Raw genomic sequence first — 14,913 nt, 5'->3', positions numbered from 1 at the left:
CGGTGTTAGCCGGCGGCTAGTTCGAGCATGCGTTCGTACATGGCCCGGGCGTCGAAGCCGGGGTTGGCGTCGACCCAGTCGTCGACCACGCTGCGGGTGGCTTGTTTCCACTCCTCCAGCTGGTCGTCGTCGAGCACGATCTTGACGATCCCGGCCTCCGCGTTTTCCTGGGCAGCGGTAATGCTGGCCCGGTCATAGAAGCCGGCTGCGGCATCGGAAACGGTCCGAGCGGACACACCGTCTATGGCTGCCTGCTGGTCCGGTGACAGACCGTTCCACGTGTCGAGGTTCATCACCAGGAACGATGCGAGGACGTAGCATCTGCACTCGGTGCCGCTCGCGATCACGTCGGTCAGGTTGTGGGTGGCCAGAGCCGTGTCGACCGTCAACAGGCCGTCGATCTCCCCGGCGTCGATAGCCGCCCGCACGTCGGGCGCGGCCATGTTCACGGGGATGGCACCCAGGGCTGTGATCACCGCGGCCTGTACGGGGGTCGGCGATCGCAGGGTGAGCCCCGATATGTCGGCCACAGAAGATGCGGTACCGTCCACCAGCCACAGGTCGCCCGGGCCGCCTGTCCACAAACCCAGCACCTTCACGTCGGCGTACTCGTCGCGCACGGCCTCGAACTCCTCATACAAAGCCCACAGCGTCCGGGTGGCTTGCGCACCGCTGCCGAACACGAAGGGCATCTCCACCACGTCGGTAGCCGGGAACCGCCCCGGTGAGTACCCCTGCAGGGCCCATCCGATGTCCTGGCCGCCCGCGGCCACGTTCGCGTATGTCTCCGCCGCTGTGCTGAGAGCCTGTTCGGGGTGGAACTCCACCCGCACGGTGTTGCCCGTTGCTTCCCATACGTCCTCCGCCCACTGGTCGAGGACCCCGACACGTACCGGGTGATCAGCCGCGAACGGATACCCAAAGCTGAGCGTCACCGGCTCGGAATCCTCCTCACCCGCACAAGCCGCCGCCACGACAGCGGACACCAACAGCACCACCAGAACCCGCCACCGACCAACCATCAACCCGCACCCCCAACAGTCGCTTCAAACCTCCAAGACCCTACCCCCCGAAGCTCTCGGGAGAGGAGTTGTCGGGGTCGTGGGAGGCGACAACGGAGCGACGGAGGCGCCATTGTCGCGGCGGCTTCCGGTGGGCGGGCGGGACGAGTGTGCTCCCTGCGGCACGACGCCCTTGCCTGCCGTCCGCCCCGGATGTCGTGTCAGGAAGCTCTCCAGCACATGGAGTGTTTCTGTAGGTCAGAGGGCCATCAGCGGTAGACATCTCTCCTCGGGCCAACCGTGAGGACGACGACGTAGCTTTCCGTTACCTCGTAGATGATCCGATGAGAACGTCCCAAGCGCGCGCTGCGCTTCCCTTTCAGGGGTCCTACCAGCTTCCCAACGATGTGCGGCTCGTGGTCGAGGCGTCGGATGAGTTCGTGCGCCTTGGCTGAGAGTTGGGGAGGTAGCTTGCCGAGTTGCTTCTTGGCGCCCGGGGTGAGCTTTGGCATCTGTGATGCTCAATCGATGCGATGCTCAATCAAGATCCACGAGGTTGCCGGCAGCGACGTCGGCCTCGGCGCGAGCGAGGCCGGCCATGGTCTCAGGGTCGGAGAGAATGTTGAGGGTCTCGAGCAGGGACTCGTATTCGTCGTAGCCGACGATGACAGCGGAGGGGCGGCCGTGTCTCGTTATCACAACGTCGGATCCGGTCGCTACGACGTCGTCCACGATCTCGCTCAGACGATTGCGGGCCTCTGTCAAGGGGGTCATCGAGAGCCTCCGGAGGTTGGTGTGTCAGTGCATGAGCCGAACTGTACAAGAGTCACGCCAGAATAACAGCTGGCACCCAGCTCGTCGACCAGGATCAGGCCGCGGCGAGTTCCGGAAAGTAGGTGGTGTAGAAGCCACGGTCCCGTGTGAGGAAGGCGTCGGCCGTCCTGAGGGCGTGGGCTCCGATCAGGAAGTCGGTGATGATCCGTTGACGCGGTCCGCCGGCTCGGCGGTACCGCTGCCAGCGCAGGCCCGCCTCGTAGGCGATGTCGGTGGTGATCGGCGACAGGGTCGCGTTGATCTGTCGCAGCGTGTCATCCATGGCGGCCCGGTCGTCGAACGCCGGAACGAGTTCTGCGTAGACGATGTCGCATATGACTACGGCGCCGGTGTCGTAGGCCGTCTTGAGTCGTTCCAGCGATTCGTGGCCGTGACGCTGGTCGCCGAGGAATATGTCCAGCAGGACGTTGGTATCGACCGCGGTGATCACCGTCCTCGGATCTCCTCTATGTAGTCGTCGGTGTCCTGGCTGCTGTCGAGGATGGCGTAGACCTGCTCGACGGGATGTCGGGCCGCGCTCCGCTTGTGGATGAGGAGTCCTCCCTCTGTGGGAGTCAGTTCCACCTCGACGTTGTGATTCAGGCCGAATCGCTCCCGCAATCTCTTGGGAATCGTGATCTGGCCTCTTTCAGATATGCGCATAACATCTCCGTCGGAAAGCCTGCTGTATTATTTCATACTCTATTGTACAGGACAGGTCTGGACACAGTGCGGCGGCGGATCTGGCTACCAGGAACCTTTCGATGGAGGGGTTTGGAATCGCTGGCGGATACGGCCCTGGTATGTGTGAAAACGGGAATCGGTCGCGTGTATAACAAGGAATGACTCCGATCCGCCTTTTGTGGCCGGCCGAGACGATGCAGGAGTTCGTCGCGGAGCCGTGTCGGGCTGCACACGGGCCGGGAGACCTTCGAACTGGGTGCCGGCATACTGGCGGCGCCCATCGCCACCCTGTGGGCATAGCCGGCCACCGCTTTCGGCTACAGACCACCTCGCCGGCGAACGAGTCGAGTTCCGGCACGCCCCGGCTCCGCATTCAGGCCCTTGGTGCGGCTCCAGTCCATACGGCTTGGTAGACGGCGTCGGCGATCCTGGTGCCCCACGGTGACCGCGGACCGGCGAACCGTTCCGCTGCGGCCTCGGCCGGCCACACGATCGTGACCGCGTCGGTGGCGGTCCCGGTTCCCGCCACCCCGCGGGCCGCCAATGCCTGGGCTTTGGCCTCTGTGGCCGTGATCACCGCGTTCACTGCTGCCCCCGGATCCAGCCCGACCGGAAGCTGCACCACGAGGTTGATCGTGCCTCCCACCGCCGGCGTCTTCGTCGCAGGCGTTCCGGCGGCCCAGGTGGGATGGCTGATCCCCACGGTGGCATCCACGGCCACCCCTCCGGAAATGCAGCGTTCCCGGCGGCTCAGGTCCACCGCCGTGAACATCGCCACCCCGGCTCCCCGCAGACCCAGTTCGGCCGCCACCTCACCGGCGTGGTCGGAAAGGTCGGTGCGGTCGTAGTCCGACCCGACGCCGATGTTGAGCACCCACTCCGCCACGCCCGGTCCACCGCCCACGGGCGCCGACGAAAGCACCGACATCGGATTCCCCCACCGCCACACCAGCACCCCCCGATGCTCGCCGGTCGCAGGGACCAGGAAGGGCTCGACCAGAGTGCTCATCTGCCACAACGGTCTACGGCGTCTCGCACTTCACACCAACCCGCCGGCGCGGTGAGACTGTCGAGCGTTGACATCCGTACGGTCTTCTGGGCGCCGACACGGTCGTCGAGCCTTCCTGTCGGGATCACCCAGAAGGTCCAGCAAGCCGGATCGGCCACGTTCTCGTTCGTCGCCGGCACTGCTTGATGGAGGCAGAACACGTACACGTCAGCAACCCGCCTGGGCGGATCGAAACTCTCCCAGGTGTCGGTAGCCGCGTCCCAAGCCGTCTTGCGGGGAGCGATCCGAAAGTTCGGTGTCGACCGGTTCTCAGGATTCCAACTCTGGCTGAGACCCGAGGCCTTGACCTCGATCTTGAGATTCCCATACCGTAGATCAACCGAGTCCCACTCGACTCGAGTATCCCCGTTGCCGATGATGCCGAGCGCTTGGCCGACCAACCACTCCGCAAACCACCCCCTGGTTGTGTTGTCGACGAGGTTCCCCACAGCCCATTTCCGGAAGCCATCGATGTCTAGAGGGAGATCGACCATTGCAACCGATCCTATCGACGGGTTTACCCAACACCTACAGGTCGGCGTCCTGGGTGGTCTTGCCCTGGCCGATCAGGCGCATGTTGACCGCGACGTACCTGACGCCTTCCGGATCCTGACCCCTGGCAAGCGCAATGCCGATCGCGTAGAGCTGCAAGGGCATGAGATGGGGTCACCGGTCACTGCTCGGCGGAGCCCAAGACCGGAGTGGCCAGTTCATCGTCGGATACCGCGACTTGCCGGTAGAGAGCACCAACGTCCTCGTGTCGGCGGTCCGCTAACTCCTTGAGCAGGTCCCAGGGATCTTTGGGCTGTGGAACGCGGGGACGTAGCCAGAACACTCCGGATCTGCCGGCCTCGACGGCATTGATGACTGACGGGAGGTCTAGAAGCAGAGCACCCGTGGCTCGGATGGGATCGTCCCCCACACCCTCGATGGCGAATATCGACAGTTTGGTCTTGATGACCGCAGCTAGCTCGACCGGGTTCTGCAACATCCTGTAGTTGTTTGTCACCAGTCCCCTGTATCCAAGCTGATACAGAGCCACCACGAGTTGCCGGTCCCCAAGATTCGTGAGTCGGGGATCGATGCGCTCGATGGGGAGAAGCTCAACATCACCAAACCATTCCGAGAGCGCTGCCAGGATCGGTTGGGGAAAGTTATGGTCGAGCGGCAGCGGGGTCACGCGGCAAGCGCGGTCTCAAGGTCGATTGCCTGTTCGATAGTCTCGGGAGTGGCGTGGGGGTAAAGCGCCTCCACCCGCCTGAGATCCCCGAAGCGTCTGTAGACGGCAGCCACCGACTTGGTGGTGATGCGCGAGCCGACGAGATGTGGTTCACCCGACACCTTGCCGGGGACGATACGGATGCTGGGTCGGGGCCGGACCAGATCCGGACCGTGGCCTCCCATCCCGAACGGGCCTAACAGATCGAGCATCGACACCAGGGACAGCTGGCCATGGGTACCGGCCGCCCAACCGTCACCTAGATACACCCTTCCGTCAATGTTCACCAGCAACGGTGTCCCCGACTGATGCGGTTCCTCAGCCCAGATGTCGAGGCCGCAGCGTTCGAGTTCGTCCAACGCTTCCCTTACCTGGGGCATAGGGCTTGCGGGCACGACAGAGTCTCGGAGGGGTTTGGGGTGGCGAAGCCAGTAAACGATACGGAGCGCCATCAGATCCGCGTAAGACCACAGCTTCTGTCTGGTGGGCGACACGGTAGGTACCACAACGTCTTTGCGTGCCCAGTAGTACACCGTCGATACAGGCACGCCCGACAACGCGGCTGCGCGGCGAGCGTCGTAACACCCGGCCAGAGCAGCCCGGAAACGCCCGTTTAGATCAACGCGGTAGCCGGTCACATCCCCTCCATCGACTTGCCTGTATGCAGATGCGACAACTACCAGGCTAGCCACCAGGCCCGACCTTTCACCGTTACGGCTCGATTGTCGAGGGTGAGTCTGCCAGACGCGCTTACAGGTCGGCGTCCTGGGTGGTCTTGCCCTGGCCGATCAGGCGCATGTTGACCGCGAAGTACCTGACGCGGTCCGGGTCCTGTCCTCTGGCGAGCGCCAGGTGGAGCGCGTAGAGCTGGAGAGGCATGAGGTGGGTAAGCGCGGCCACCTCCTCGACGGGTTCCGCCAGCGGTGCGACCGGTAGCACTCGATGACCGCCGAGGTCCGAGGGCTCGAGTTCCGACACGATGACCGGATCGCCCTCCAGGTCGGAGACGCCGCCGGCGATCTCCACCGCCTTCCCCTGCGACGCTCCTCGCGATGTCACCACCAGGACCGGATCCCCCGGTTCGAGCACGAACATCTGCTCGTGGGCGTACTCGTCGAGCGCCTCGCAGATGGCCGGTACGTAGCCCGTCTCGTAGAGCTTCGCCGCCCCGGTGAGGGCGGTGGCGTGATGGGGACCGGCGCCGAGCAGCACCCAGCGGTCCCTGGACCTATGCCGCGCCGCCAGCTCCTGAGCCGCCGGCCCCGCCATCTCGATCGTGTAACGCATCGCGGCGGGCGCGCTCGCTATCGCCCGGTCGATCGAGGCGGTGTCCCCGGACCGGATGGCGGCGACGCGGGCAGCGAGCCCCAGGGTCGATGCGATCATGGCGGTGTGGCTCGTGGTGTGCGACGCCGCGACCGGTGCTTCGGGCAGCGTGGTGACCAGCACGTGATCCGCCAGCCGCGCCAGTCGCGACCCTTCGTGGCCGGTGACCGCGAGAACCGGGACACCGTGGGCAGCGGCCGCCTCGGCACAGTCCACGGTCGACTGCGACTCGCCGGAGTTGGAATACGCCAGCAGGATTCCTCCGCTGATCTCCTCCAGCAGGTAGGCGGACGCGTCGAACGACTGGTGTACGGCGGCCGGCATCCCTGCCCACCGGGACATCGCGTAGCGACCCACCATCCCGGTGAAGCGCGAGTCGCCGCATCCCGCGAAGTGGAGCTGGCGGGGGTCCTGATCGGCGATCCACGCCGCCGCCCTACCCAGCCGCCCACCCTCGTCGCCGAGGTTCAGCGTGGCCACCTCGGGCTGGCGGCGGATCTCCCGCCACATGTGCAGCTCGGTGTGCCTGGTATCCGTCGTCCGGTCTGGGTTAGCCACTTTCATCCTCTCAATCATCCTGGGCGGCCAGGGACTCCGGCACGAACGCCACGGCCTCGATGATCACGTCCACCCCCTCCGGCAGGTCCGCCACCGTGATGAACGTCCGCGCCGGGTAGGGTTCGTCGAACGCCTCGGCATAGGCCCGGCTGACCGCCTGGAAGTCGCTGTAACGCCGGGCGAACACGCAGCAACGTATCACGCAGTCCATGTCCGAACCCCCGGCCACCACGATGCGCTCGATGTTCTGCATGCACATCTTCACCTGGGCCTCCACCGGGCCGTCCACGATGCTCCCGGCCTCGGGGTCGAACGGGAGCTGGCCGGAGGTGTACAGGATGCCGCCGCCGGCGGCGCCCTGGGAGTACGGGCCCTCGAACCCGGGATAGAGCGGAAGGTCAACGGCAGTCCGGCTCATCGGTCATCCTTTCATGGCGCTTTCGGCGAATCCCTGGACGATGTATCGCTGGAGGAGGAGGAACAGGATCAGCACGGGGACGGTGGCGATGGTCGCCCCGCCGAGGATCGCCCCCCAGTTGGGCAACTCGCCGGGGACCACCGTCTGGGCCAGGGCCACCTGGATCAGCTGCAGCTCGGGCCGCTGGATGATCACGAGGGGCCACAGGAAGCCGTTCCAGGACCAGAGGAACGTGATCACGGCCAGCGTCGCCAGGGCCGGCTTGATATTCGGGAGGAGGACATCGAAGTAGACCCGGAAGTGGGACGCCCCGTCGACCAGGGCGGCGTCGTCGAGCTCGCGGGGGACGTCGTCGAAGGCCTGCCGCAGCAGGAACAGGCCGAAGGCGCTGGCTATCTCCGGCAGGAAGACCGCCGGCAGCATGTCCCCGAGCCCGAGGCGGCTGGCCATGAGGTACATCGGGATGAGGATCGACTCGAAGGGCACCAGGAGCGTTCCCAGGATGATGATGAACAACACCCGCCGTCCCGGGAACCGCAGGCGGGAGAAGGCGTAGGCGCCGGTCGAGCAGAGGACCAGCGTCAGGATCACCTGCGACACGGCCACGATGGTGGAGTTGATCAGGGCGCGACCCATACCTAGGCGGCCGAACACCTCCCGGTAGTTGTCGAGGGTGGCGTCGAAGGGGAGGAAGGTGGCCGCCGTGACCGGCGCGGCGTCACGGAAGATGGCGAACTGCGGCTTGAACGAGGCCGCCACCACCCACCACACCGGGGCGATGAACACCAATGCCACGGCGATGCCGAGCGCCACCCGGAGGTATCCGGGCACCGGAGCGCTCAGCCGCATCGGGGCCTGCTCCGCCTCCCGCCGCCGGCGCATCAGTTTCAGCCCGGCCATCTCAGGCGCCCGTCCTCGACAGCAGCCGCCGCTGGAGGAGGGACACCACCAGCACCGTGGCGAGGAAGACCACGGCAATCGCCGATGCGTAGCCCGGGTCCAGGAAGCTGAAAGCCTGCTGGTAGAGGTAGTACACCATGAACAACGTGCTGTCGCTCGGCCCGCCGCGGGTCATCACGTAGGCGGGGGCGAACTGCTGGAAGCTGAAGATCGTGATGATGACCACCACGAACACGGTGGTTCTCGACAGGAGCGGGAGGGTCACGAACCGGAACCGCTGCCACGGTCCGGCGCCGTCCACCGCGGCGGCCTCGGCATAGACCGTGGGGATGGCTTGCAGGCCGGCCACGAACAGGATCATCGTGAACCCGATCTGGTACCAGATGATCATCAGCATCAGCGACGGGAGCGCCTGCGAGGTGCTGGTGATGAAGTCGAGACCCTCGAATCCGAGACGTTCCAGCACCCCGTTGAATATGCCGTTGGCCGGGTCCAGCAGCAGCCGCCAGATCGCCGTCACCACCACGATCGACATCGTGACGGGGGAGAACACGATGGTGCGGATGCGGCGGATCCCGCGCTGCGAACCGCGCAAAGCCATCGCCAGCGCCAATGCCAGCGGGATCTGGAGGACGAGCATGCCGATAACGAAGGTGGCGCTGACCCGCATCGACTTCAGGAACCGGTAGTCGGACGCCAGCCTGACGAAGTTGTCCGCGCCGATGAAGGTGCGCTCGTCAGGGCGGAGCAGGTTGAACTGCTGGAGGCTGGTCAGTACGACCTCGGCGATCGGTATGAGGCGGAAGACCACCAGCAACACCAGGAACGGGCCCAGGAAGCCGGCCACGGTGATGAAGCGGGAGTACCGGGCCTTCTTTTTCGGCTTGGACATGTCGGCTCCAGTGGGCGTGGAGGTGTTTGCGTGCTGTGCCTAGCTCATCCGTCGCTGTCAGCGGACTCCTGTGCGTGGAATATCTCGGTGAGGAAGTCGAGGAAACGCTCGCGATCCGCCCAGACCGCCACCCGGGCATTCTTCGGTTGCGACGCGAGGAAGAGGTGCGGTCGCTGATCGACGACCGTCCGGCCCCGGGTGAGGGTCCCATCCAGCTCGATCTCGACGTTGGCCCGCTCGAACCGCACGAGATCCGGGTCGACCAGCGCGCCCACGGCCAGGGCATCGTGGACGGGAGCGCCACCCCCCTCGACGGGCATCTTCGACTCGTACATGTGGATCCGCTCCGGCAGGAACGCGGCGGCGGTCAGGGCCGCCGGAGTCCCGGCCACGGCCCAGCGGGCCACGTCGTCGGAGGTGACGGGCGCCATGTGGGTGGCGTCCAGCGGGAACAATTCGATCGGCACGCCCGCCCGGAACACGACATCGGCGGCCTCGGGATCCCAGAAGATGTTGGCCTCGGCGCTGGCCGAGATGTTGGTGACGCCGATGCCGCCCCCCATGATCGCCAGCCGCCCGATCTTCGAGACGATCCCGGGATGCATCCGGAACGCCAGGGCGAGGTTGGTCAGCGGGCCGACCGCGGCGATGGTGATGGGAGCCTCCGCGCTCGCCAGCGTCTCGACGAGGAAGTCGACCGCGTGCATGGGCTCGGCCGTCCTCGACGGCTCCGGCAGGTCCAGATCCTGGGGCCATCCGGCGCTGCGGTCGATCCGACCTACGAGAGGACCGTCGGCGCCCCGGTACACGGGGACTCCCGAAATCTCAGCGCTCTCGAGGACCTTGAGGGTGTTCAGCGTGGTGACATCCACAGGACAGTTGCCGGCGACAGTGGTGACAGCGATCAGGTTCAGGTCCCGATGGAGGGCGCCGACGAGCAGCGCTATCGCATCGTCAGAACCCGTGTCGCAGTCGATGATCAGATCTTCCGACACTCGCCCTCCACCCCCGAAAACTCTCCCGTGTGAGGCTATCACTTCCGGCGCCGGCTAGGGCTTGGGAGCACCCCGGGAATGCCGTCCCGAGGGCAATCCGGTTGCCGGGAGAGCGCCGAAAAGCCCGGACGAAGAGGGCTCGCTCGCCGGCCCACGACCCTGACACCGGGAGGCCTGCCGATCAGCGAACCCCGTTAGATTGTTTTTTTTAGCAAACTCTAAGATTCGATGGACGCCGATCTCGGGACAGGGTTATGGTTGACCTATCCCTTGATCGAGAGATGATGGCAGGCATTTCAGCCGATCCGACAGGTTGCTGCGTTCCCCGAGTACTCCCGCGCGGGACCGCTCGGAAGCCGATCGCAACACTCTCCTCGGGCTCCTCGATCCGCTATCACGCTCGACGGGAGGTATAGCCAGGTAAGTGCGGTCCGCGTCAGGTGGACGGGCACGATTGAGGGGAGGCCCAGGGCCATGTGGAGCAAGAGGAAACTGAGAGCCGCTACGTTTGCGGCTTTGGCGCTGATGCTGGTCATGTCGGCGTGCGCGGAGGAGGAGGCCGCTCCCGAGGAACCTGCGGAGACTGCGGCCACCGCCGCGGCCACCACCGCGGCTGCTGCGGCCGCCACAGAGCCGGAGGGGTGTGCCGAGATCATCACGCTCCGGCTGCTCCGGTGGCAGGGCGACACGCTCGACATCGCCATCGCGGACTACATGGAAGCGGAACCCTGCGTGGAGATCGCGGTCGAGGAAGTGCCGTTCGGCCAGCTCTACGAGAAGATCAGCATCGTGGCGACATCGGATGATCCGCCCGACATCCTCCTCTACGACGGGCCCTTCACCCAGTCCTACGCGGAGGCCGGGATGCTGTTGCCGCTCGATGAATACATCAGCGACGAGCACCTGAACGACATCCTCGAGGCAACCCGCTCCGAGCACAGCTACCAGGGCGTGCTGTACTCGCCCGGGCTGGAGCAGTCGGCGATGGCCCTCTTCTACAACAAGGACATGACCGACGCCGCGGGCATCGAGCCGCCGCAGAACATTGCGGATGCCTGGACGTGGGAGGAAGCAGTGGCGGCCTTCCAGAAGATCCAGGACGAGGGGATCGCGGAGTGGGGCCTGGCCCCGTCAGCCTTCGGCGACGGCACGCCCGGTTTCGCCTACCGGGACCTGATCATGACCAGGTCGATGGGGGATCCCAACGCTGCCATGGGCTCGTCCGCGTACCAGACCTTCTGGGCCCTGTCCGGTGACGGATGCACGGTGGACGGATACCTGAATACGCCTGAGGCGATCGAAGGCTTGGAGTTCTACGCCAAGATGTTCAACGAGTGGGAGATCACCCCGAAGGTCGGGATCCCGAACGCCCTGCTCGACGGGACCGCAGCGTTCGGCCTGGAGCCGCCCTTCGTGGCGGGAGTCCTGGAGGCCAACGCCGACTTCGAGTGGGGGATCACGCCGGTGCCCTACTTCAACACGCCCTTCACCCACACGGGAAGCGTCACGGTCGGCGTCAGCGCCAAGACGAAGTATCCGGACGAGGCGGCGGCGTTCGTGATGTTCGCCACCAATCCGGAGCAGTCCAAGAAGTACTCCGACAACTACCAGTCGCTGCCGGTCCGCCAGTCCATCCTGGATCAGCAGACGTTCTTCGAGGTGTACCCGCAGAGCATCTTCGCCGAGTCGCTCGCCGTGGCCGGGCAACCGCGGCCCCCGACCCCGGCGTTCACCCAGTACGAGCAGATCGTGACCACTGCTCTGGGAGACATCGCCCTGGGTGCCGACCCGCAGGAGACCATGGACCGGGCCGTGGCCGAACTCGACCCGATCCTGGCGCGATACTGCGGATAGGAGAGCATCGATAGCCTGAATCCCCGCATGCCCGGCAGCACCCAGTTGCCACGGCATGCGGGGATAGGCGGTGGAGCAGGCAAGGGCGAGCGTGCGCGCATGTGCGTCCGCAGGTCCGAGCCGACCGGAGGGCTCGCGCACGCATGCCCGGACCGGGAGGTCGAGACATGACATCGAGTAGCGGCTTCCGGGTGTTCATCGACGATGAGTTCGTGGCGACGGCCCTGTTGAGATTCGATGTGGCGAGCCGGACCGCATCCGCCATCAGGGACGTGCTCCCGCTGGAGGCGCCCCTCATGCATGTCACGTGTTCCGGTGAAGGGGTCTTCTTCCCCGTCGACGAGGAGTTGGCGATCGACACGGGACCGGGCAGGGCAGGGTCCGACGGGGTGACGGATGGCGGGGTGGTCGTCCACGGCCCCCGGCTCGTCCAACCCGAGAACCTCACCGTGTACCTGTCGCAGGGCGATTTTGTCCTGACTCCCGACAAGGCCTGCATCATCGCCTACGGGAGACGGTGCGTGGTCCGCTCCTACGTCGGCGACCTGCCGAGCAACGCCTTCGCCTACATCCGTGATCCGGACGATCTCGACCGCCTCGAGACGCTGGCCAAGCGGACGCTCAAGGACGGAGCGAAGACGATCCGGCTCGAGCCGGAGCCCACCCTGTGACACCCTGGCCGGACGTCTGGTCCGTCGGGCTGATAATGGTCGACGATCTCTACGTGGAGGGCGAGCCGAGGGCCATGGGGCTGCTGGCCGGCGGGGCCGCCTACGCATGCGTCGGTGTCGCCTACGCGGGAGCCCTGGCGGGGCTCGTCGCCCGCGCCGGTGCAGGCATCGATCCGGATACGCTCGCCCAGCTTGGGCGGCGGGGCCTGGTGCTCGAGGTGAAGCAGGTGGCCGCCCCGAGCATCCACGAGCGCGTCTACGTGTCGGCCACCCGGGAGACGGTGTACGAGTGGGAGCCCGGCTCGGGTGACTATCAGGGCACCTGCCCGAGGCCGGGCGACTTCACGTCGGATCTGGCGCCGGACCAGTGCGTGCACATCGCGCCCATACCCGTGACTTACCAGGCCGCATGGATCGCATTCGCCTCCGAGGCCGGGTCGATGATCATCCTCGACCCGCACACAGAAGATGCCGCCGCCGACCCGGACGCCTACACCGACCTCATACCCGAATGCACCGCCTTCCTGCCCAGCGCGCTGGAGAGCGAACGCATAGCCGGGCCGGACCACGAGCAGGCGGCCCGGGACTACGTCGCGGCCGGCGCCCGGATGGCCGCGGTGAAGCTCGGCCCCGAAGGGTGCGTCGTAGCCACCGCTACCGGCGTGACCCACATCCCGGCCCGGACAGTCCATCGACCCACGGACACGACCGGCGCCGGCAACGCGTTCTGCGGTGCGTTCGCGGCAGCCGTCGCCCAGGGCCGCAGCGCCGTGGAAGCGGCCCGAGTGGCCGTCCGAGCCGGAGCACACATGGTCCGCCACGCCGGCACTGTCGCGGCGCTCGACGCGCTGCCGTCAAAGCCCGGCTCAGGACAATGAGCAGTACCCCGAAGGACCAGAAGATGGATCACCCGACACCTTCCTACGACGGCGTCAACCTGGCGAACCTCGCCGCCGAGCTGGAGATCCGCCTCACCGGCCGGTCCCCGGCCCGCGGTCTGCGCCCCGAGCTGGCCGAGCTGATCCCCCACACCCGGAACTACGTGCTCGTCATCATCGACGGCCTCGGCGATCACCAACTCTCCCACCCCGCCGCAGCCACCCTACGCCGCCACCGCCGAGCCGCCCTGATTGCGCCGTTCCCCACCACCACCTCGGTCGGGCTGTCCGCGGTGGCCACGGCAATGGCGCCCATGCAGCACGGAGTGATCGGATACACCCAGTGGATGCCCACCCTCCCCGCGGTCGTGGACATGCTGGAGTGGGTGGACTTCACAACCGGACAGCCCGTCGACCTCGACCCGGCCGGCTTCCACCCCACCCCCAACCTGCCCGAACGCCTCAGCGCGGCGGGTGTCAGAACGGTGATTTTCAAACCCACGGAGCTCCTGGACACCCCTGTGAGCAACATGGTCTGCCGCGGCGCCGAACGCCACGGATACACATCCCCGTTCGACATCCGCCAGCCGACCGTTTCCGGTGACGGCGACCGCAGCCTGACCGTCGTGTACACAGCCCCCGTGGACACAGCCGCCCACGCCTACGGCCAACGATCCCAGGCCTACAGCACGGCCCTCTCCCAAACAGGCCAGGTGTGGGAACACCTCAGACGATCTTTCCCGAGCGACACGACCCTCATCGGATCAGCCGACCACGGCCACTGCGACATCCCACCCGAAGGCAAGATCTACCTGGACGAGACCCTCACCGAAGGCATGACATGGTGGGGCGACGGCCGCGTCTCCTTCTTCTCCGGACCCCTCGAACCCGTACACCGGATCGCCCGCCGGACCAATGCCCAGATCGTCAGCACCGACCAACTACACCAATGGCTAGGCGGAGGCCCCCCACACCCCGCCCTCACCGAACTCCCGACCGCGGCCCTCCTAGCCCCACCGGCAACAGTCATCTTCCCCCAACACCTCCCCAGCCCCTACATAGGCCACCACGGCGGCATCACCCCCCAAGAGCTACTCATCCCCCTACTAGTCGTCTAGCCGCTGGCTCAGGTCCACCGCCGTGAGTATCGCCACCCCGGTGCCTCCTGGATCCAACTCGGCCGCCACCTCCCAGGCGTGGTCGGAGAGCCGGTCCGGTCGTAGTCCGATCCGACGCCGATGTTGAACACCCCACTCTGCGACGCTGGGTCCACCGCCCAAGGTGCCGACGACAGCACCGACATCGGAGTTGCCCACCGCCACACCCCGATGCTCGCTGGTTGCAGGGACCAGGGAAGGGTCCACCAAGCGGCTCAACTAAAGAATCGCTCGGCGTTGGGTGAGTATCTTCATGGTTCTGCTGCTGGCGACGATCCACTTCCTTGTGTCCGGGCAAATCCATCCGGCGATCGCGACAAGGGCCTGCCAGTCACTGGCCAAGTCGCGGTTGTGGATAGGTTCGTGGTGAGCTACGCGGTTCCGCGGCCTATGCAGCCGCGCCATCCGGTTGTGGACGTCGGACCGCACGCTCGAAGGAGCGGGCCCTCTGCCCATCAGCAGGCCTGGAGGCTGTCTCGCCGGGCGTCAGGTTGGCGAA

Annotated in this window: 20 protein-coding genes; 4 read left to right on the top strand and 16 right to left on the bottom strand. The window is 66.1% G+C overall.

From position 1 onward, the window contains the following. Nucleotides 1–5: 5 nt before the first annotated feature. From OXM57_03240 to OXM57_03170, 15 genes are all read right to left on the bottom strand, one after another. Nucleotides 6–1,022 carry a TRAP transporter substrate-binding protein gene (locus tag OXM57_03240; GenBank protein ID MDE0351686.1) on the bottom strand — a complete coding sequence of 339 codons (1,017 nt, stop codon included), beginning with the start codon at nt 1,020–1,022 and terminating at the stop codon, nt 6–8. A 248-nt stretch (nt 1,023–1,270) separates the two neighbouring features. Further along, nucleotides 1,271–1,513 (bottom strand): type II toxin-antitoxin system RelE/ParE family toxin, encoded by a 243-nt coding sequence (locus tag OXM57_03235; protein ID MDE0351685.1) that lies wholly within the window; start codon nt 1,511–1,513, stop codon nt 1,271–1,273. Nucleotides 1,514–1,538: 25 nt separating this feature from the next. After that, nucleotides 1,539–1,775 carry a type II toxin-antitoxin system Phd/YefM family antitoxin gene (locus OXM57_03230; protein ID MDE0351684.1) on the bottom strand — a complete coding sequence of 79 codons (237 nt, stop codon included), beginning with the start codon at nt 1,773–1,775 and terminating at the stop codon, nt 1,539–1,541. Nucleotides 1,776–1,869: 94 nt separating this feature from the next. Next, a complete protein-coding gene (locus OXM57_03225) occupies nt 1,870–2,265 on the bottom strand; it encodes a type II toxin-antitoxin system VapC family toxin (GenBank protein ID MDE0351683.1) in 396 nt (131 codons plus the stop codon). After that, the gene (locus OXM57_03220) at nt 2,262–2,477 is read right to left on the bottom strand and encodes an AbrB/MazE/SpoVT family DNA-binding domain-containing protein (protein ID MDE0351682.1); all 216 of its coding nucleotides are present in this window, start codon (nt 2,475–2,477) and stop codon (nt 2,262–2,264) included. Before OXM57_03220 ends, OXM57_03225 begins: the two co-directional genes overlap by 4 nt. Nucleotides 2,478–2,871: 394 nt before the next feature. Continuing rightward, the gene (locus tag OXM57_03215; protein ID MDE0351681.1) at nt 2,872–3,507 is read right to left on the bottom strand and encodes an adenosylcobinamide amidohydrolase; all 636 of its coding nucleotides are present in this window, start codon (nt 3,505–3,507) and stop codon (nt 2,872–2,874) included. Next, nucleotides 3,504–4,040, bottom strand: a complete 537-nt coding sequence (locus OXM57_03210) for a hypothetical protein (GenBank protein MDE0351680.1) — start codon at nt 4,038–4,040, stop codon at nt 3,504–3,506. The genes OXM57_03215 and OXM57_03210 overlap by 4 nt, the downstream gene beginning before the upstream one ends. A 34-nt stretch (nt 4,041–4,074) precedes the next feature. Beyond that, nucleotides 4,075–4,203, bottom strand: a complete 129-nt coding sequence (locus OXM57_03205; protein MDE0351679.1) for a hypothetical protein — start codon at nt 4,201–4,203, stop codon at nt 4,075–4,077. A 16-nt stretch (nt 4,204–4,219) separates the two neighbouring features. Then, complete coding sequence (locus tag OXM57_03200; protein MDE0351678.1) at nt 4,220–4,726, bottom strand: hypothetical protein; 507 nt, start codon at nt 4,724–4,726, stop codon at nt 4,220–4,222. After that, complete coding sequence (locus OXM57_03195; protein MDE0351677.1) at nt 4,723–5,160, bottom strand: DUF433 domain-containing protein; 438 nt, start codon at nt 5,158–5,160, stop codon at nt 4,723–4,725. The genes OXM57_03200 and OXM57_03195 overlap by 4 nt, the downstream gene beginning before the upstream one ends. Before the next feature lie 355 nt (nt 5,161–5,515). Next, the gene (locus OXM57_03190; protein MDE0351676.1) at nt 5,516–6,655 is read right to left on the bottom strand and encodes an SIS domain-containing protein; all 1,140 of its coding nucleotides are present in this window, start codon (nt 6,653–6,655) and stop codon (nt 5,516–5,518) included. A 4-nt stretch (nt 6,656–6,659) separates the two neighbouring features. Further along, complete coding sequence (locus tag OXM57_03185) at nt 6,660–7,067, bottom strand: Rid family hydrolase (GenBank protein ID MDE0351675.1); 408 nt, start codon at nt 7,065–7,067, stop codon at nt 6,660–6,662. A 3-nt stretch (nt 7,068–7,070) separates the two neighbouring features. Next, nucleotides 7,071–7,967: a carbohydrate ABC transporter permease gene (locus OXM57_03180; GenBank protein MDE0351674.1), complete on the bottom strand. Its 897-nt coding sequence runs from the start codon at nt 7,965–7,967 to the stop codon at nt 7,071–7,073. Between the two features lies 1 nt (nt 7,968). Continuing rightward, nucleotides 7,969–8,859, bottom strand: a complete 891-nt coding sequence (locus OXM57_03175; GenBank protein ID MDE0351673.1) for a sugar ABC transporter permease — start codon at nt 8,857–8,859, stop codon at nt 7,969–7,971. A 44-nt stretch (nt 8,860–8,903) separates the two neighbouring features. Then, nucleotides 8,904–9,854 (bottom strand): nucleoside hydrolase, encoded by a 951-nt coding sequence (locus tag OXM57_03170; protein ID MDE0351672.1) that lies wholly within the window; start codon nt 9,852–9,854, stop codon nt 8,904–8,906. A 474-nt stretch (nt 9,855–10,328) separates the two neighbouring features. Between OXM57_03170 and OXM57_03165 the strand changes: the two genes are divergently transcribed. From OXM57_03165 to OXM57_03150, 4 genes are all read left to right on the top strand, one after another. Next, nucleotides 10,329–11,708 (top strand): sugar ABC transporter substrate-binding protein, encoded by a 1,380-nt coding sequence (locus OXM57_03165; GenBank protein ID MDE0351671.1) that lies wholly within the window; start codon nt 10,329–10,331, stop codon nt 11,706–11,708. 167 nt (nt 11,709–11,875) lie between these two features. Continuing rightward, nucleotides 11,876–12,379, top strand: coding sequence for a DUF3830 family protein (locus tag OXM57_03160; GenBank protein ID MDE0351670.1), 504 nt, complete (start codon nt 11,876–11,878; stop codon nt 12,377–12,379). After that, entirely contained in the window at nt 12,376–13,257 is an 882-nt protein-coding gene (locus tag OXM57_03155; GenBank protein ID MDE0351669.1) for a carbohydrate kinase family protein, read from the top strand. Before OXM57_03160 ends, OXM57_03155 begins: the two co-directional genes overlap by 4 nt. Further along, the gene (locus OXM57_03150) at nt 13,254–14,375 is read left to right on the top strand and encodes an alkaline phosphatase family protein (GenBank protein MDE0351668.1); all 1,122 of its coding nucleotides are present in this window, start codon (nt 13,254–13,256) and stop codon (nt 14,373–14,375) included. The genes OXM57_03155 and OXM57_03150 overlap by 4 nt, the downstream gene beginning before the upstream one ends. On the opposite strand, the gene OXM57_03145 is transcribed toward OXM57_03150, so the two are convergent. Continuing rightward, nucleotides 14,364–14,633 carry a hypothetical protein gene (locus tag OXM57_03145; GenBank protein MDE0351667.1) on the bottom strand — a complete coding sequence of 90 codons (270 nt, stop codon included), beginning with the start codon at nt 14,631–14,633 and terminating at the stop codon, nt 14,364–14,366. The two genes, OXM57_03150 and OXM57_03145, sit on opposite strands and share 12 nt — an antisense overlap. Nucleotides 14,634–14,913 lie beyond the last annotated feature (280 nt).

It is taken from the genome of bacterium, from assembly GCA_028820935.1.
In the GTDB taxonomy this organism is placed as follows: Bacteria; Actinomycetota; Acidimicrobiia; order Spongiisociales; family Spongiisociaceae; genus Spongiisocius.
The sequence above is the reverse complement of the archived record's forward strand: the minus strand, read 5'-3'. Positions and strand labels throughout refer to the sequence as shown.